This is a genomic window from Phormidium sp. CCY1219 (genome assembly GCF_055795085.1).
Window position 1 is genome coordinate 17,740 of record NZ_JAYFEQ010000836.1, and the last position, 18,526, is coordinate 36,265.

Below are 18,526 nucleotides of genomic sequence, written 5' to 3' on the forward strand. Positions count from 1 at the left end.
TGGGATTATTATAGCGTTTTTCGGCGCGCATTTTTCGGACAATTTATGGAAAAAAAGAACCAGAGGGCGCACCGACGACCCGAGGGAGAATCGGGGTGGCGTCTAGGGAGGGTCAATAATATTTTAGCGGGGGTCAAGGGGGCGGGCTAAAATAATGCCAATTTGTCCATCTACAGCTTCTACATAGGATTGCAAATCTGGAGAGATTTTCACTTCGCCACTGGGAGAAGCGTGAATAAATCCAATTTTGCCATCGGGATATCGATAAACGAATCCGGTATGGGTGACATCGAGTCCGGGGATATCCGTAGCGGTGGCGATGATATCTCCGGGTTGCAGGTGGGGGTAGAGGGTGTAAATTTGATGTTGGGGAATGTATTTGAGTTGAAGTTGATTGAGATTTGCTTCTACATTTTTCAGGCATTGATAATTGGCATTGCTGGCGGCAATTTGGGGGTAGCTGTGCCAGTTGGCGGTCATAAAGTTAAACTGTTTGTGCAGTGGGAAACCGCCGAGTTTTGGGGTAATGTTTTCGACAATATTGCGCGTTTGGTTATCATTAATCCAGTCAGAAAAGTAGTGGAGTCTGCTACAATAGCCGTTGAGCTGTCCGTGACGATAGCGCTGTTCGAGCAAGCGATCGCGAAATCCGGGGTAAGAATAATCTTCCTGGGCAATTCCGCGAGCGATCGCCAATACGGTTTCCACAAATAGTACGCAATCAAATCCTTGCAGGGAAATGGTCAATTGCTCTTGATTGGACTTGTCTAATAATCCGGCGATATAGGGAGTCCCGAGGAATTGTTCGGCGATCGCCTGGATAATTTCCCCCAAGGAGCGATCGAAGAGGTTGCGGGCGATCGCATTTTGCATCATCCGGGCAAAGCGGCGACCATTTTCATCTGGGGGAACCTGCAATCTGGGAGGCAAAACTGGCTCGTGCAGTGGGGGATAATTTTGCAGTGTGGGTGCTTGATTTTCGCTCCAATCTGCGGGAAGTTCGTGGGGGGCGTCATTTTGCGGTGCAGAAGCCGAGAAAGCGGAACGGGGGGGTGCTGCAACCATGAGCGAGTCAGGGGTAGGCGGTGCAGAGCCATCCAGGAGAGTGGCGGGAGCGACGATCGCCGCGCCTAACAGAGTAAATTGTAGCATATTTTGGGGAGTGAATAAATGAAGCATTGGGGAATTTTTGGTCAGTAAAGGTTACTCAGAGAACGCTTCTCGTTTTTCCGGGACAAATTAACTGAACCGGACAAGAAAGCCAGGGTTACATTGTTCGGATAACGAGTCAAACAGAAGCCAGGTGAGAGTGAAAAAGACTCGAAAAATTTCAGGCAATTTTACCGCTATCCGATGGCGGGATAATCGGGAGAGTCCGAGGGAGAAGATGAGCCAGAAGTGGTGGGAGAAACGCCCAAAAAACAGGAAATGGCTTGCCGGACAAGTTAGCCTAGGAGTCAGGGGGAATGCAAGGGAGAGGAGTGGAAATTTACCCAACTTACCAAAGTTTTACCATTACGGTCACAAAAAATTGGCCCAGATTGAGGGGGAAAAGGCTGATTTGGCGGTAGATTGGGGGGAAATGGAGGGGAGGAGGGGATTGAGCACAGGTGGTAAGCGGGGGTAAGGGAAGGAAAAATGAGAGGCTGAAAAACGGCGATCGCCAGGGACAATGCGCCGGTGGTGGGAGAGTGGAAGTAGCGGAGAGGAAAGGGGAAAGGGGGGTGGGATTTGGCTGTTGTTGAGGCGATCGAGTGGGGCGATCGCCTGGATGAGGAAAAGCGGAGGTAGCGGGGGGAGAAACCTCCAGGGCGACAGTTCATGCTTGCGGATTCCTTGGAGGGTGAAAACCGGGGGCTATCCTGACTCATTGGCGATCGCAATAGGGGAGATTTATGTTAAACTGAGTCTTGTTGAAAATTGAACGGCAACAACCATCGTGAGGGAAAGCTCGTGGCAAAAGCAATGAAATAAAGGGATTCTCAAACAATAGATCCGGCACTCATCGCGAGAAAAATTTCAACCCCGAACGCAAGGGTAAGCTTTTGAGTACAAGGTCACGAGGCGATCGAGTCTGGTAAGATGCAGGTTGCACGAGCGAATCCATTTGAAAGCGGGCGCGATCGGCAACGGCGGACCGGGCGAAACGGTGGCAAAATTAACGCAGTATGTAGGCGCAAGAAACGCAGCGTTGGGCAATTTTTATGACTAAATTTGTGTTTGTAACCGGCGGCGTAGTATCCAGTATCGGCAAAGGGATAGTCGCCGCGAGTTTGGGACGGTTGCTCAAATCGAGAGACTATTCCGTGTCGATTTTGAAGCTCGACCCTTATATTAATGTAGATCCCGGCACCATGAGTCCTTTCCAACATGGAGAGGTGTTCGTCACGGAGGATGGTGCGGAAACCGACTTGGACTTAGGACACTACGAACGCTTCACCGATACCTCGATGTCGCGTCTTAACAGCGTCACCCAAGGGTCGATCTATCAGGCGGTACTGAATAAGGAACGCCGGGGGGATTATCAAGGCGGAACGGTGCAGGTGATTCCCCACATTACCCATGAAATTAAAGAGCGGATCCATCGGGTGGCGAGAAATACGAATCCGGATGTAGTGATTACCGAGATTGGCGGAACCGTGGGGGATATCGAATCTCAGCCATTTTTGGAAGCGATTCGCCAGTTTCGCAAAGATGTGGGGCGCAATAACGTGCTTTACATCCACGTGACGCTGGTGCCTTGGATTCCGTCGGCGGGGGAAATGAAGACGAAACCGACGCAGCACTCGGTGAAGGAGTTGCGCTCGATCGGGATCCAGCCGGATATTTTGGTCTGTCGCTGCGATCGCCCGTTGCAACCGGGACTGAAGGACAAAATGTCAGAGTTTTGTGACGTGCCGGTGGAATGCGTCATCCCCGCACAGGACGCCAACAGCATTTACGAAGTGCCCCTGATTTTGGAACGGGAAGGGTTGGCGCAGCAAGCGATCGAGCTGCTGCGACTGGATGAGCGAGAACTGGATTTAAGCCAGTGGCAAACCTTGGTAGAACGGCTATATCAGGGTGGAGAACCCCTGGATGTGGCGATTGTCGGGAAATACGTTCGCCTCACCGATGCCTACCTGTCGGTGACTGAAGCGCTGAAACATGCGGCGATCGCGCTGGGAGTAGAGATCGACCTGCACTGGGTCAACTCGGAAGATATCGAAGCTTACGGGGCGAAAAAATATCTGCAAAACGTTCAAGGCGTGCTGGTTCCCGGCGGTTTCGGCATCCGAGGGGTGGATGGAAAAATCGCCGCCATCCAATACGCCCGAGAAAATACCCTGCCATTTCTCGGCTTATGCTTGGGAATGCAGTGTGCGGCGATCGAATGGGGCCGTAACGTGGCGAAGCTAGAAAATGCCAATAGCGCCGAATTCGATCCCAATACCAGCAACCCGGTAATCAACCTGTTACCGGAACAGCAAGATGTGGTGGATTTGGGCGGTACCATGCGACTCGGATTGTATCCCAGTCGCCTGATCCCCAACACCCTCGCTGCCCGTCTCTATCAAAAAGAGGTGGTTTACGAACGTCACCGCCATCGCTACGAATTCAACAATGCTTATCGCAATTTATTCCTCGAAACGGGATATGCGGTTAGCGGTACCTCTCCCGATGGGCGACTGGTGGAAATTATCGAATTTTCCCATCATCCGTTCTTCATCGCCACTCAATTTCACCCCGAGTTTCTCTCGCGACCGAGTACCCCTCATCCGTTGTTTCTCGGTTTCCTGCAAGCGGCGTTAGCCCACAGTTCCGAGTCACCCGCCCCGGTGGAATCCGAACAGCGATCGCCGGCCCTGAGTTCTCCAGGCCAATCTCGAACCACGACAACGGGCTGAAATGCTGGGAAAAGCGGTGTGAGGAGGTCTTGTGACGTATTGGGTCAAGTTCATTTATGACAGAGAAACCTACGTGGTCGATCTAGAACGGATCGGTGCGTTTTGTCAGTCTCCAAATGGCAAGCTAACCTTTTGGTTGCCAACCAGCCGCAATCCCGTTGTCATCCATCCGCGAAGCAATGCAGAGGCTTATCAAAAGGTGCTTGATTATCTGAAAAAAACCACCCAATACTCCCTAGACGCCTATTGGGTAAAAATTCACTACGAACGAGAAGAATATGACATCGACCTGAATCGAATTAGTTCTTTCTCTTGCTCTCCCGGTAGCCGGAAAATTTCTTTTTATTTGCCCGATAGCGGAATGCAAATTATCATTCATCCGCAAAGCAATCCGGAAGACTATCGCAAGGTAATCGAGTACGTACACAAAACCACGGGATTTCACTTGGACGGCTAAACCAGTGGCGAGGTTGCCCTAAAATGAGTGAATCAGGACTATTAATCCCTTGTTTCTCTCCCCTGATTCACTCATTTACAATTACTTCACTTCTACCCGTTGCCAAGCTAATTTGGCTGCACCGACAATTCCGGCGCGGTTGCCTAATTCAGCCACGACTAATTGCAAATCCCCCCGACAAATCGGCAACACCCGGCGCTCGATTTCTGCTCTCGTGGCGCTTAAGAAAAATTCGGCGCTGGCACTGATTCCGCCACCCAGCACGATCGCTTCGGGTCCGAATACATAAATCAAACTCGCCAAACCGGCACCGAGTTGATGTCCGTAAGTTTCCCAAAATTCCAACGCTTGGCGATTGCCTGCTTTAGCTGCATGACCCAATTCGTCGGGAGTGGTTCGGGTGGCGCGTTGAATCGCCTGCACCGACAGATGCTGTTCTAAGGATCCTTGGTTGCCGCTATGGCACTCCGGTCCGTAGAGATTCAGGGTAATTAATCCCAACTCCCCAGCGGTGCCCGTATGACCGGTAAACAATTTGCCATCGAGAATAATGGCACCGCCCACGCCAGTTCCCAGGGTCAGCATTAGCAGGTTGCGAAACTGGCGACCGGCCCCTAACCAGGCTTCTCCCAACCCGGCGCAGTTGCCATCGTTGGCCAAAATCACGGGTTTGCCGGTTTTTTCGGATAGCCAGTTTCCCAAGGGGACATCATGCCAATTAGCAAGGTTAATCGCTACTTTGGCAATTTGTCCCGAGGGGTCTACAGGACCGGGGGTACCGACTCCGATCGCCAGAGTGCGGTTTTCTGGGTCGAGGGTGGCGATCGCTTCTGCCATGACGCCAAATACGGCTTCTGGCGTGGAGGGTTGCGGCGTCGCCACGCTGACGGCTTGGTGACAGTGACAGCTTCCATCGGCACCAAAGCGGCCTAATTTTATCGCACTTCCCCCGATATCCACGCCGATAACGTAAGGGGTATTGTTGGGTTCTATTACCACATCGGCATCTGTAGTCATAATCTAACCTAAATTTTCCTCTGCTTTATTGTACGAGGTGACGTTAACCTTGGCATAGAATCAACGGGATGCGCGCCGCTTCCAGAACCCCTAGGGTGTTTCGCACTGCATCCGATACAGTTGAGTATAATGCCCGCCTCGAGCCAATAGTTGGTCATGGGTGCCGATTTCCACAATCCGCCCTTTGTCTAAGACGGCGATCCGATCGGCATTTTGCACCGCCGACAATCGATGGGCGATCGCTAACGTGGTGCGATTGCGGCTTAGATTGTCAATTGCCTCGCGAATTGCCCGTTCGGAAATCGTATCTAAGGCACTGGTAGCTTCATCTAAGATTAAAATATCCGGATCTTGCAGCAAGGTGCGTGCGATCGCCAATCGTTGCCGTTGTCCTCCGGATAAGCAAATTCCGCGATCGCCAATCTTCGTCTCGAATCCTTGGGGCAATTCTAGAATAAATTCATATGCATTTGCTTGTTTCGCGGCCTCAATCACTTCCGCCTCGGTGGCATGCGGTTTCCCATAGGCAATATTCTCCAACACCGAGGCATTAAATAACACAGTTTCTTGAGTGACAATTCCCATCGCCTTTCGCAAGCTTTTGACATTGAATTCCCGCAAATCCCTGCCATCTAGGGTAATTTTACCCGCAGTGGGGTCGTAAAACCGAGGTAACAACTTCGCCACGGTGGATTTTCCCGCCCCTGATGCCCCGACTAAGGCTAAGGTTTCTCCCCGGTAAAGCTGGAAATCGATGCCGTCCAAAACCGGTTGGGCGCGATCGCCATAGGCAAAGGAAACGCGATCGAAGCGGATTCCTTGGGCGATCGGCACATAATGGCAATTCCCATTTTGAGAAAAGGGTTTGTTATCTCGCCGCAAAAATTCATTCACGGCTTTTATACTGCTGGCGCGATTGGCAAATTTGCTGCGAAATCCGTTCAATTGGGCAATTAAGGGCAACAGGCGAAACAGCAGGAATAAATAAGTCAGCAAAATTGCTGAAAGCGAGGCCACTTGGGTGGGAAAAAATGCATTTCCCAGTCCGACAATTAGCAGAATGGCAAATAGACTCATCACTTCCGATAGGGGGGCGATCGCTGCCGAGTTGGCTTGGGCTAAAAAATCGGCTTGTTCGCAGTTTTCAATCGCCTGCAATAAGCGCCGATATTCTTTTTCTTCATTGGCGGTGGCTTTGATGAGTTGGATGCCAGTCAGGGTTTCCATCACGCGAATGGAATATTCTTGTGAGGTTTCGGAAAAGCGTTTGCCAAAATGCCGAGATCGGGCGATGAAATGCTGATTGACGGCGGCGATCGCGCCGACAACTGCGGTGGAAACTAGGGTTAATGGGGGCGAAATCGAAATCAACAATCCGAGAAATACCAATACCGCGATCGCCGCGATCGCCATCCGAATTCCATTGCGAATCGAACTCGCCGCCCGATTGATTTCAATTCCCAAACAGTTGACCAAATCCCCGAGTTTTGTGGTATGATAAAATTCTAGGTCAATTTCGAGTAACAGTTGAATTCCTCGCCCCCGCAAATCCGCAGTCAGCGATCGGGTGAGGGAATTGGCCATAATGGCATTTCCATATTGCGCTAAATTTCGCAACATTACCAGCAATACCACCCCGCCCGTCATCGCCGCTAAATGATGTGTGGGCGACAGCGCATCAAATGCCGTGACGAGGCGATCGAGTATTAACGGTGCATCGCTAAAATCCACCGGATTGCCCACAAATTCTACCAAAATCGGCACGATTAAAGTGGCGCTGACTCCATTAAAAACCGATTCGGCGAGACCCAGAAAAATGGCGATCGCAATAGCCCCGGGATGGCGTTTCACTAAATCCAAAAGCAGTTTATTTTCACTCATAGATAGATAGCCATTTTCGATGCAAATAAAATCCTTTTTTAGGTGGTAAAGTGCCCAGCATATTCACCGATATATTCCGATTATTGCCCCTTTAGCAACCCAGCGCGATCGCCCTTGTCCACGCAAATAATGCCTTCGGTGACTAAGCGAGAAATCAGCGGTAAAATATCAGCCTGTAGGTCAAACTGGGGCAATCGACTAATAACCTGTTTGAGGGTAAAAGTTTCCTTGGCAAACAACCAGTCCAAAAACTCCCGAGGTAAGCCTTTCAGGGCAATGGATTTATTTCCCACAAAAATGTTATATTCATCGTTTTCCAGGGATTCGATTCGCACTCGTTGAAAGGGCGGACGCTTAAATTGGGTATTGAGTTTATCCCGAAAGATATCGTAGCCCATTTGATAGGGAAAAGAATAGGGAATGGGTGGTTTTTCTAAACTGGCGAGATAGTTAGCATATTGGGTACTGAGGGAAGGGTCGAGTAAGTAATCGATGAGGCGGTGAATTAAGCCATCAATTTGAGCCGTCATTTGGGTAGAATCTTGAGGGGCGATGGGGGATAGGTTTTGACGCCACTCTTCTTTTTCCTGCAACTGCGTGACTAACCAATCGACAAAATCAACGCCGGTTTGACAGTCAATTCCTAAGGTTAAATGCAAGGAAGGCTCATCTACTGCGATCGCATAATGCCAATGACCCCGAGGAATATATAAAACATCACCGGGATTGAGGATGCAGTGCAGATAAGGGTCTGTAGTCGGCGGGGATAAATCCGAGGAGGGATGAACGGATAAAGGGTATTTAAAGGTGTCTCTAAACACCAACCATTCTTTTTGTCCGGCAATTTGCAAGATAAAGACTTCATGGGTGTCGTAATGACACTTAAATCCCTGTTCTCCGGGCCAAGAGCAGTAGCTATTGACCTGGGTGCGATGACCGATTTCATAGCGCAATGCGGCGGCAAATTGGGCGATTTCGGGCAAGCGGGTATGGAGGCGATCGATGATGAGGGTTGCACCTTCTTGACAGCGCTGGATTAAACTATCGCGATCGTCGCTTGGGGATAAGATTTCGCCATGTTTCGAGAACCGCAATTCCGGATGACTGATATTATGGAAATTTAACAACTCGTTGAGTTTGTCCCAGGAAAATAGATGACTCAGTTTGTCTGGCGATTCTGCTTTGATGAGTAATCCTTCTTGACTCCAATTCTCCGAAAAAAATTGTTTCAAAGAATAGGGATACAGGAGGCGGGAAAAGGCTTTCATTTTTTTTGTAAAGTACCGCATTATTTTAATGTATCATGCTTCAGGCATTTTTCAACATATAACCAGATATTTTTGGCAAAAAATAACGCACCTAATCTGGTGCGTTAGAAACAGCAATTCTTGATTAATAAGCCGAGAAATGGTTTAGTCGCCAATGGAGTTTAGCGGCGACCTCCGGCATCTACATCGTAGCCATAATCCACATCTTGGCCATCCATTGTCAGGGGAGTGCGGGTGCGACGGGGGGGATGAAGGGTGGTGACTTTAATTTGGATGCGGGGTTTTTCGAGAACGGCGGTAGAAGAAGAATTGGCTGGCATAATCAGTGACCTCCTAGTTAAAAATTACGGGGTATTTGGCGTAGAATTACGCGCTTTAATAAGAATTAAATGGTTAGATTCGGATGGAGAATTTGAGGGGGAATCAATCAAAACGGTTCGCGTCAAATTCGTAGTTGAAATCGGAATCTTCTGAACCCGGATTGGAATTGCGCGATCGCCCGCCAGTTTGGGTAACATTCATTTGAATGCCGCCGGGGGTCACCAGAGAACCATCGGGGCGGGTGATTGTATAAGCATCGAAGTCGTCATCATCCATATCGCCGACGAGGGTTAAGGGTTCCCCGGGATTAACGGCGATCGCGCCTTCCCCTTCCGGAATGCCATCCACGAGAATTTGCCCATTACCCGTATCGAAGAGGAAACTATCCGGTTCCGTGCGCGCTACAACGGTGCCAGTGAGGGTCATCATGCCCATGCCGGTGAGCGGATCGGTGGCGACGGGTGCGGGTGTAACCGGCAGGGGTGCCAGGAGCGATCGCGCCCCTGCGGCGATTTGTTGCGCCATTGCTGGATTATACATGGGATTCCCACTGCCGATCCGACCTTCTGCCGCGCCGTACATCACAAAGTGTTCCCAAGGATCTGCCCCTGCTGCTACTACATCCGGATTATTGCTTTCGTAAAAACTGCGGTCGAACAGTTCCGGCATCCGCCCTTCAGAGGCTCCGTAGCGGACGAAATGCTGCCAGGGATCGGCTCCTGCCGCCGCTACATCGGGATTGCGGGTTAAATAGTCGGAGGTATTGAATCCAGACCCGATTGCCGGATCCGCGATCGGCATGGTGGGATTCAGCGGTTGAGCGATTTGTGTGCCGCCCAGAATCGCCGATCCATCGGCACGAGTAATGGAAAATGTATCGATTTCCGTCCCATCCCATTCTCCCACTAGCACATTGACTTGTTCCCCGAGGTTCAACCCCAGTTGATTCGCCCGCAAGGGTTCGGTATCGACGATCGCACTTCCGCCGGTCCAATTCAAGATAAAATCATCGCCGTTGTCGGCAAATCCGCCCACCGTTCCGGAAATCACTGCACCCGGTTGGATGCCGATCGCGGTGTTGGTTGGTTGTACGAAATCAAAGTCCATTGTTCTCATCCTCGGTCTGTTTCAGCGTTATTCTTAGCTTCGGCGATGAATCTAAAATAATTATTAAGGCAACATGAGAAGATTCTCACTGAGGCGGCGATCGCTTCCCTGGGGCAGATTGAGGGTTTACGATAAAACCAGATAACCCCACAGGCGATCGCCGCAAGGAAAGCAAAGATGACGGAGATTTTACCCATTGGCAGCGTCTTGACCACCGATGCCCAAGGATTTATTATGAATGAATGCAGTTTGGAGAAAATCTCGCCGCCGTGGAATCTAGTGGTGGAAGAGATAAAATCGGCTTATTTGCGCCATTTAGGCAGCACCCTACACAGCATTTACCTGCGCGGATCCGTACCGCGCGGGCAAGCAATACCGGGCATTTCTGATGTGGATACCTTTGCGGTGGTTTTGGGCGATCGCGAAGCCTTGGATTTGTCCTGGAAACGCGAATTTCAAGAGTTTATTACCACACAGTATTCCTTTTGTCAAGGGGTTGAACTCACATTAATTCCCCTCACCGATATTTTCCAAACGCGCCGCGATCGCCCGAATCCAATTCAACTGTTAATCAAAACTCAAGCCCTCTGTATTTTTGGCGAATCCTCGCGGGAGATTCTCCCGGGAATTAAACCGGGAATTGATGCTACAATTCAGGCATGGACGATTCGCCGCGATATTACCAAAGTCATGGAAGATTTGCAAGCCTTAGAGAACGATGGCACATGCGACGAACGGTTCGTGCAAAAAGTTTGTAGCTGGATAATGAAGCGCATTCTTCGCACCGGCTTTGAGTTAGTGATGGAACGAGAGGGCGTTTATACCCGGGATTTATATCCCTGTTGGGAAATTTTTTCCCGCTATTATCCCCGAGAGAAAGACCACATGAAACGAGCATTACAATGGGCGATCGCACCCGGAACTAACCCCCGGGAAATCCGGCCTTTTTTAGAGAGTTTTGGCGGCTGGTTAATCGCGCAAGTTGAGGAAAACTTGTTGCCAAAATAAGACCATTTTCACAGCATTAATAATGTAAAAGTGCAAAAGATTTCCAACGTTTTTGTACCAGTATGCTGAGTCTCGGGTGGGGCGGATTAAAAAATAGCCCGCGTCGGCGGGCTTTGTCCGAATAGTCCCACCCTGAAGGGGTGCGGATATTTTCACACCCTTATTCGTTTCGCATTTTGGGATTGACAAATTCGTTCAATCCTTCTCCGAATAAAGATAATCCCACCACCATTAGGGTCATGGTACAACCGGGGAAAAATGCGGTCCACCAGATACCAGTGGGAAGGGCATCGAGAGCTTGACGCAAATCGTGACCCCATTCTGGCACTTCTTCGGGAAGGCCCAATCCGAGAAAACCCAATCCGCCGAGGACCAAAATTGCATCAGCGGCGTTGAGGGTAAACAATACCGGTACGCTTTGGATCACATTTAGAAATAAGTAGCGCGAGAGGACCCGCCAGGTGGAAGCGCCCATTGCTTGCGCCGCTTCGATAAACAGTTCGGTTTTGACGCTGACGGTGTGATTGCGAACCACCCGATAATATTGGGGAACATAGGCGATGCTGAGGGCGATCGCGGCATTCCAGATTCCGCGTCCCACCACAAATGCCAGGGTAATCGAAAGCAACAATCCGGGCAAGGTGTAAATGGTATCCATTAAGAATAACAAAACCCGGTCTAATCTTCCCCCTAAATATCCGCTAACCAAACCGAGGGGAACCCCGATCGCCATACTGAGTGCGGTTGCCAAAATCACCACTTTCCAGGCGACTACACTGCCCATCAAGGTGCGACTAAACACATCATATCCCAGGCGGTTGGTACCAAACCAATGGGTCCAGGAAGGGGGTTCGTGAATCGGGTTGCTCAAAAATTCGGTGGGGTCTTGCAGGATTCCCCACTGGATGAACAACGGCGAGAAGATGGCAATCAAGATGAAGGTCAGGGTAATGGCAAGTCCCACCCACATCATTTTGGTGGAGAGGGTGGGGCGATCGGTTAACCGCAAAAAGCGCGGTACGCGGGATTTGGTGATGGTCATCGATGGAATTACCTCAGGGCGGAGAGTATTTTACAACAATCTAATTGGGTTGCATTCCCCAATCCGGGCGATCGGGAAATTTCAGACAGTCAGTTTGCTGGCTCAATTCCCTTCATTTCCCCATAGCTGGCGCGAGAACGTGGGTTTATATTTACCATGTTTTGTCAATTTTGTCGAGAGTTTTTTAGCAGTTGGGAAAATATTTTGCTCTGGTAACTTCACCCCGGGCAAATCCCCCACAACCCATGTCATTGGTCATTGATTATTGGTCATTTGTGGGTGGTTATTTGTCATTTGTCCTTTGTCATTGGTCATTGGTCATTGACCGACCTACTTATTCTAAAATTGGCAGATGGTTGAGGCCAATTTTGGCGGCGAGTTGGGTATTTTCATGGGGGAAGGGAATTCGGTACTGAATGCGCGGTAACAAAGCTTGCCATTCTGGTGCGGTTAAGGGGGTTTCGATGAGAGAAATTTCGGGGGTTTCTTCTCCCGCGTCCAGGTCTTCTCGGGAGAATAAGTTTAAGCCAATAGTAGCTAAAATTAAATCCGGTTGCATGTCCGAACTCTCCGGAAGGGTGCTGCATTCGATGAGGATGGTGATGTTTCCTGGGTTGGGATGCTCGATGATGGGGGCGATCGCAGTTTCTAATTCTTGCAGGAGGGTTTCCTCGGGTTGATTCCAGTCGGGAAGGGCGATCGCATTGGTCTCGGTGAGGTTGAATTGAGCCAAAAAACTCTCGTCTATCTCTCCAGATTTGACCGCTTTTAAAATCGCTCGCACGTGAATCACTTGTCCGGGAGATTCTTGATGTTCGAGTTGAACGATACTGAAAGCTCCTTTAAATCCATAGCTGCGACAGAGTTCGAGATAAGCGGGAAATTCGACCGCATAATACATGAATGAGTTAATATTCCAATAGCTGACATGAGTGGGGTCTTGAAATGCTCCCCTGCCATCGGTAGAAGGGACAAAAATATCGACTTTTCCGTTTGGTTTGCAAATCCGCCAAATTTCATTCATGGTTTGAATTCTATCGGGCAAATGCTCGATAAAGTCATGCGCTCTAACTTCATCGACGCTACTATCGGGAAAGGGAAATTGTTGGGTGAGATCGGCGACAATATCCACGTTAGACCAGGGATAAATATCCACGCCGATATACCCGGGTGGTTTTTTTGCTCCACATCCTAAGTCAATGCGAAGGGGTTGGGAGGTTGGGGTTAGTATCTGCGGTACGGGAGGGTGCTGTGCGAGTCCTGCGCCGTGGAGGGAACAGTAATGTTTGGTCGGATGAAAAGACTGTTGCAGCAATGAGGAAATATCGTAAGTCGAGCCGTAGGAAATGTCTAAGGGAATTCCCCATTTTTGTTTAAATATTTCCCAGTTTTTTAATAACAGTTTTTGGCGATATTTTTTGCCTTGGGTTTTAAAGCTTTGACTGCCAAAATGATGGATAAAGCAGCTTTGGGCGATCGCAGCTTGGAAGCCGGCGATCGCGGCGCGGATGCAAAAGTCGTCGTCTTCAAAATTACCGAGGCCGTAGCGGGTATCTAATCCGCCAATTTTGTCCAGTACGGTGCGCTTAATCAGCAAACAAAATCCCACTACCCGCCAGGAATATACCATTTCTCCCTGCCGTTTTTTCCCCCATTCGCTGGCAAATTCTGCTAACCCTTCCAGGGAGTCGATGGGGTAGTTGACTTCGGCAATTCGTTGCGGGCCGGAAATGTAATTGGTCACCGGTCCGACGAGACCGACTTGCGGATGGGTTTGGGCAACGGCGAGCAATCTTTCCAGCCAATTCGGCGTGACCACCGTATCGTTATTGAGTAAAAGAACATAAGCTCCTTCGGCGATCGCCATGCCTTGATTATTACCCACCGCATAGCCGAGATTTTCGCTGTTGAGAATCAGTTTCACCCTCTGACAGCAATCAGGGGGTGAATTGGCCGATTTCTGCTGCGATGCTTGCCACTGACGCCGCCATTTGATTAAATATTCATCGGTGCCATCTGTTGACGCATTATCCACCACGATCGCTTCATAAGGAATCGTGGTATGCTCCTGAATGCTGGCCAAGCATTTTTGGGTATAATCGAGCTGATTGTAAGCCAGGATAATAATCGAGACGAGGGGCGATCGCTCGGTTCCTGCAAGGGGCGGATGCACGGATGGCGCTGGATTCATCACGGCTTCAATCTCCGATAATTTTTAACTCCCTATTGTACCAGTTCGCGGCGGTGGGAAAAATCAGTCAATCCACATGGATACCGGGCGATCGCCGATAGGGACACAGCACTGCTGTGTCCCTACGTTACCACTGGAAAAAAAATCGTTGATTTTCCGGTCGGTAGAACCTACGGCGTTGCCTTCGAGAGCGGATCGCAATCAGAGGAAACCGGGAAAAACCGGGCTACAGATGCTTTTCAATCTGTTCGCGATACTGACTTTTTTGCTTAACGCCTTTCATTTCATGCACCAGGTCTTTATTTTTGAAAAACTGAACCGTGGGGGTACCGATGATGCCGGCATTATCGGCAATTCCGGGGTCTTGGTCGATGTCGATTTCCACGAAATGAATTTTCCCCTCGAATTCATCCACCACCTTGTTTAAAATCGGTTTGAGGGTGTGGCACGGCCCGCAGGTGGGGGAGACGTATTTCACCATAATCACGCGATCGCTCTCGTGGTAAAGCTTCCGCAAGGCATATCCCCCGGCGTGGCGCGTTTCTTGGATATCGAAGGTCTCTTCCGTATCTGCTGCTTGCGCTTTTTCTTCCGGTTCTGGCGCTTTTTCCGACTCTTCGGTTTGATGGAACTCTTGCGCTAACCCTTTTTCGGCTAACAAACGTTCCGCCAACATCGCCCCCATGCAACCGGTTCCCGCCGCCGTGACTGCTTGGCGGAATTCGTGGTCCTGGACGTCACCCACGGCGTACACGCCTTCGACGCTGGTTTCTACGGAGTTGGGTTTGGTGACCACGTAACCGCGTTCGTCGAGTTCTAATTGCCCTTTAAACAGTTGCGTGTTCGGGGTGTGACCGATCGCGTAGAACAATCCCTTGACGCGCAGTTCGTGTTCTTCCCCGGTTTGCTTGTTCTTGATTTTTATCCCTTCCATGCGACCATCTTCGCCACCAAACACATCCTGTGCCTCGGTATTCCAGTGAACGGTGATTTTCGGGTTCTTTAACACCCGGTCTTGCATCGCTTTCGAGGCGCGCATTTGATCCCGGCGCACTAACAGGTTCACGTGACTGCCGTATTTGGTCAAATATACGGACTCTTCGGCGGCGGTATCGCCTCCGCCCACTACCGCGAGATCCACTCCTTTAAAGATGGGACTCGCCCCATCGCAAATGGCGCAGGCGGAAATGCCGTGACTCCAGAATTGATGTTCGTTGGGCAGTCCTAGGCGTTTCGCGGTGGCACCGGTGGCAATCACGAGGGTGTGGGTCTTGAATTCCCGTTCGTCGGATTTGACCACAAAGGGACGCTGACTCAGGTCTACTGAGGTGACATCTTCGGTGTACAGTTCCGCCCCCCATCGCTTCGCCTGTAGTTTCATCCGTTCCATGAGTTGCGGTCCGGTGATGCCTTCGGGAAAACCGGGGTAGTTCTCCACTTCGGTGGTGGTCATCAGTTGCCCGCCAGGAATACCTCCCACCTGAAACCCTTCAAATACCACGGGTTTCAGGTTGGCGCGGGCGGCATAAATGGCGGCGGTGTATCCGGCAGGTCCAGATCCGATAATGACTAGGTTTTCAACTGCAGGGTTTGCCATTGGCTTCTATCCAAACTCATAACGACTTCGTTTTAAGCCTATTATAACGGCTTGCTAACCATTATCGGTGATTTGAGTCACCTCAACCGATGGAGGGGGAGGAAACTGAGGCGATTTCAAAACAGCAATCGGTTTTTGGTGATTGTGAATTGTCAATTGGCAACTCAATCGGGCGCGGGAGAAAAACCGCGCTGCAGAATGTGGGGCGTTGAGCGCTACGATAAGGTCGAGATGTTAAGGGTGATAACAAGCGATGGAACGAGTGCTAGAACCGGAAGTGATGGATACCTGGGAAGATGCGGTGGAATACGATGCGATGGATTTTGTGGAGGTGAATACGGCGTTTGCGGAAAGCGCGATCGCCCTCGGACCACAAGCAGGAACCATCCTCGATGCCGGCACGGGAACTGCCCGGATTCCGATTATTATCTCTCAGCGTCGTCCCGAGTGGCACATTACCGCGATCGACTTATCGGAAAATATGTTGAAAGTGGGGGCGCAAAATGTGCAGCAGGCGGGTTGTGAGGCGCAAATTCAGCTAGATTTCGTGGATGCGAAGCAGATGCCTTATCCCGACGATCGCTTTGATTTTGTCATCTCCAATAGCATCGTGCATCACTTGAGCGACCCGATGCCATTCTTCCGCGAACTCAAGCGGGTGCTAAAACCGAATGGGGGGATATTTTTGCGGGATTTAATGCGGCCTGCGGATGTGGCAACAGTGGATGGGTTGGTTGCCCGGATTGGCGAGGAGTATAACGAGTATCAGACGAAGTTATTTCGCGATTCTCTGTTTGCTTCCTTTACTTTACCGGAAGTGAGGCAAATGCTGGCAGATGCTGGGTTGTCGGGGGTGGAAGTATATGCCTCTTCCGATCGCCATTGGACCGCCCAGCGCTCTTGGCAACCGGAACGGTAATTCGGTCGAGGATTATACGCGATCGGCGGCAGAGCCTCCAGAGGTCGTTCCCAGCATGAGCTGGGAACGAGGGTGTTATACTAAGGGGGTATAAGTGTGATAGACGCGATCGCCGAAACAGACAAAGCGAACTTGGGCGATCGCCGGATTGGCGGAGAGAAACTGCTTCACCTCTCCCACGGCAATTCGGGCGGCGCGGTCCAGGGGAAATCGATAGACGCCGGTACTAATTGCCGGAAAGGCGATAGTTTTGATATCATGTTGTAGGGCTAAGTGCAAGCTATTTCGGTAGCATTGGGCGAGCAATTCATCTTCGCGATCGCCCCCGCCATGCCAAACCGGACCGACGGTGTGAATCACAAATTTAGCTGGCAAATTGTAGCCACTGGTGATTTTAGCCTCTCCGGTTTGGCATCCGTGAAGTTGGCGACATTCCTTTAATAAATCCGGGCCGGCGGCGCGATGAATGGCACCATCCACGCCACCGCCGCCGAGGAGAGTTTCATTTGCTGCATTGACGATCGCATCGACCTGTTGTTTGGTAATATCGCCTTGGATGACTTGGATTTTCTCGGTCATACGCTCACTATTAAAACGAGGACATGGAGGAATCAGCGGGAATGAGGAAAGAAATCCAAAAATGGAAGTCGTTGCGATCGCAGCTTGTCTTCGAGAATCAATGGTGCAAAGTTCGGCGCGATGAAGTGCAACTTCCCAGCGGCGAAATAATCGATGACTTTTATGTAAACCTGCGCCCCGATATCGCCCTGGTCTTTCCCCTAACTCAGAATAACGAAATTGTCTTCGTCCGTCAATACCGACATGGGGTAGGAGAAATTTTACTCGAATTACCCGCCGGAGCTTTCGATCCGGAAACTGAAATTGCCGCCGAAGCAGCAGCGCGAGAAATGACCGAAGAAACCGGCTATATTTCCGAAGAACTGATTCCCCTTGCTACCCTTTACGATAATCCGGTGAAAGACACGAATGCCATTCATGTCTTTTTCGCGAAAAACGCGCGCGATGGCGGGGGGCAAAAGTTAGACTTAACCGAACAAATCGAGGTAGTATTAGTGCCCGTTTCGCGAGTCATGGAAAAAATCAACCGGGGGGAAATTTGCGTTTCGGGCAGTGTTGCGGCTGTTTTTTTAGGATTGAATTTTTTAAACCAACAAAAAAACATAACTTAAAAAAAAGGTGGGCATTCGCCCACCTTTTTTTTTACCATCCCATCGTGCCCGAACTGCCTTTAAACGGACCGACAATTTCCTTGGTAATCCAACCGCCGTAAAAATCCCCTGCTTGGGCGTCTACTTGTTCGCCATCCACATAACAGGCATCCATTTGATTGGCATAAAACCCCAGAGAATTTTTGATGGGAGAAAACTTCGACGTGGGTACGGGGTAAGACCACGCCCCATTTTCCACTGATTTATCGCCGACGGTGACGCTGTAGTAATTCGCCACCCCTTTCCACTCGCAGAAACTGCGGCGATCGTTTTTGCTGATATATTCCATTTTGATGTCTTCCGTGGGAATATAGTACACCGGCGGGTGACTGGTTTCGAGGACTCGTTGGGCGCGATGGGTATCCGCAATGGTTTCGCCGTTGAAGATAACTTGAATGTGTTTGGAGCACTCTTCTAAGCGCGGAGGGCGGGGATAATCCCAGACAGATTCTTGTCCCGGACCGGGTTCGATTCGTTGAGGGCGCATAATCATTTTAGAGGGTCGTTGTTTGGGGTTGTATGGAGTTTAATTTAGTTATTATAGCGCGGCTAAATTATTTTTTCAACTGGGTTTGGGGAGAATTGGCAAGGAGTTGACCCAG

At 50.2% G+C, this 18,526-nt stretch carries 17 protein-coding genes; 6 read left to right on the forward strand and 11 right to left on the reverse strand.

The features are described 5' to 3' along the window. Window positions 1–123 precede the first annotated feature (123 nt). Window positions 124–1,179: an N-acetylmuramoyl-L-alanine amidase-like domain-containing protein gene (locus tag AC0QH1_RS26595; RefSeq protein ID WP_324634477.1), complete on the reverse strand. Its 1,056-nt coding sequence runs from the start codon at window positions 1,177–1,179 to the stop codon at window positions 124–126. Window positions 1,180–2,089: 910 nt separating this feature from the next. Here AC0QH1_RS26595 and AC0QH1_RS26600 point away from each other — a divergent pair. From AC0QH1_RS26600 to AC0QH1_RS26610, 3 genes are read left to right on the forward strand one after another with little or no spacing between them, the layout of a single operon-like run. Further along, window positions 2,090–2,212 (forward strand): hypothetical protein, encoded by a 123-nt coding sequence (locus AC0QH1_RS26600; RefSeq protein ID WP_324634478.1) that lies wholly within the window; start codon window positions 2,090–2,092, stop codon window positions 2,210–2,212. Next, window positions 2,205–3,887, forward strand: coding sequence for a CTP synthase (locus AC0QH1_RS26605; protein WP_324634479.1), 1,683 nt, complete (start codon window positions 2,205–2,207; stop codon window positions 3,885–3,887). The genes AC0QH1_RS26600 and AC0QH1_RS26605 overlap by 8 nt, the downstream gene beginning before the upstream one ends. A gap of 31 nt (window positions 3,888–3,918) precedes the next feature. Next, complete coding sequence (locus AC0QH1_RS26610; RefSeq protein ID WP_324634480.1) at window positions 3,919–4,344, forward strand: hypothetical protein; 426 nt, start codon at window positions 3,919–3,921, stop codon at window positions 4,342–4,344. 81 nt (window positions 4,345–4,425) lie between these two features. Here AC0QH1_RS26610 and AC0QH1_RS26615 read toward each other — a convergent pair whose 3' ends face one another. From AC0QH1_RS26615 to AC0QH1_RS26635, 5 genes are all read right to left on the reverse strand, one after another. Further along, window positions 4,426–5,361: an ROK family protein gene (locus AC0QH1_RS26615; protein WP_324634481.1), complete on the reverse strand. Its 936-nt coding sequence runs from the start codon at window positions 5,359–5,361 to the stop codon at window positions 4,426–4,428. A 90-nt stretch (window positions 5,362–5,451) separates the two neighbouring features. Beyond that, a complete protein-coding gene (locus tag AC0QH1_RS26620; protein ID WP_324634482.1) occupies window positions 5,452–7,242 on the reverse strand; it encodes an ABC transporter ATP-binding protein in 1,791 nt (596 codons plus the stop codon). 80 nt (window positions 7,243–7,322) lie between these two features. Continuing rightward, complete coding sequence (locus AC0QH1_RS26625) at window positions 7,323–8,531, reverse strand: cupin domain-containing protein (RefSeq protein ID WP_324634483.1); 1,209 nt, start codon at window positions 8,529–8,531, stop codon at window positions 7,323–7,325. Between the two features lie 140 nt (window positions 8,532–8,671). After that, window positions 8,672–8,830, reverse strand: a complete 159-nt coding sequence (locus tag AC0QH1_RS26630; RefSeq protein WP_324634484.1) for a hypothetical protein — start codon at window positions 8,828–8,830, stop codon at window positions 8,672–8,674. Window positions 8,831–8,933: 103 nt separating this feature from the next. Continuing rightward, window positions 8,934–9,938 carry a hypothetical protein gene (locus AC0QH1_RS26635; protein WP_324634485.1) on the reverse strand — a complete coding sequence of 335 codons (1,005 nt, stop codon included), beginning with the start codon at window positions 9,936–9,938 and terminating at the stop codon, window positions 8,934–8,936. 177 nt (window positions 9,939–10,115) lie between these two features. Between AC0QH1_RS26635 and AC0QH1_RS26640 the strand changes: the two genes are divergently transcribed. Further along, window positions 10,116–10,946 carry a nucleotidyltransferase family protein gene (locus AC0QH1_RS26640; protein WP_324634486.1) on the forward strand — a complete coding sequence of 277 codons (831 nt, stop codon included), beginning with the start codon at window positions 10,116–10,118 and terminating at the stop codon, window positions 10,944–10,946. A 160-nt stretch (window positions 10,947–11,106) separates the two neighbouring features. Here AC0QH1_RS26640 and AC0QH1_RS26645 read toward each other — a convergent pair whose 3' ends face one another. From AC0QH1_RS26645 to trxB, 3 genes are all read right to left on the reverse strand, one after another. Beyond that, window positions 11,107–11,988 (reverse strand): ABC transporter permease, encoded by an 882-nt coding sequence (locus AC0QH1_RS26645; RefSeq protein WP_324634487.1) that lies wholly within the window; start codon window positions 11,986–11,988, stop codon window positions 11,107–11,109. Window positions 11,989–12,322: 334 nt separating this feature from the next. Beyond that, window positions 12,323–14,179, reverse strand: coding sequence for a glycosyltransferase (locus AC0QH1_RS26650; protein ID WP_324634512.1), 1,857 nt, complete (start codon window positions 14,177–14,179; stop codon window positions 12,323–12,325). Between the two features lie 226 nt (window positions 14,180–14,405). Next, window positions 14,406–15,776 (reverse strand): thioredoxin-disulfide reductase, encoded by a 1,371-nt coding sequence (gene trxB / locus AC0QH1_RS26655; RefSeq protein WP_324634488.1) that lies wholly within the window; start codon window positions 15,774–15,776, stop codon window positions 14,406–14,408. Window positions 15,777–16,029: 253 nt separating this feature from the next. On the opposite strand from trxB, the gene AC0QH1_RS26660 reads away from it, so the two are divergent. Continuing rightward, a complete protein-coding gene (locus tag AC0QH1_RS26660) occupies window positions 16,030–16,695 on the forward strand; it encodes a class I SAM-dependent methyltransferase (protein ID WP_324634489.1) in 666 nt (221 codons plus the stop codon). Between the two features lie 75 nt (window positions 16,696–16,770). On the opposite strand, the gene AC0QH1_RS26665 is transcribed toward AC0QH1_RS26660, so the two are convergent. Next, entirely contained in the window at window positions 16,771–17,274 is a 504-nt protein-coding gene (locus tag AC0QH1_RS26665; protein WP_324634490.1) for an O-acetyl-ADP-ribose deacetylase, read from the reverse strand. A 41-nt stretch (window positions 17,275–17,315) separates the two neighbouring features. Here AC0QH1_RS26665 and AC0QH1_RS26670 point away from each other — a divergent pair, with 41 nt between their 5' ends. Further along, window positions 17,316–17,885, forward strand: coding sequence for an NUDIX hydrolase (locus tag AC0QH1_RS26670; RefSeq protein ID WP_324634491.1), 570 nt, complete (start codon window positions 17,316–17,318; stop codon window positions 17,883–17,885). A 31-nt stretch (window positions 17,886–17,916) separates the two neighbouring features. On the opposite strand, the gene AC0QH1_RS26675 is transcribed toward AC0QH1_RS26670, so the two are convergent. Continuing rightward, complete coding sequence (locus AC0QH1_RS26675) at window positions 17,917–18,411, reverse strand: DUF427 domain-containing protein (protein ID WP_324634513.1); 495 nt, start codon at window positions 18,409–18,411, stop codon at window positions 17,917–17,919. Window positions 18,412–18,526 lie beyond the last annotated feature (115 nt).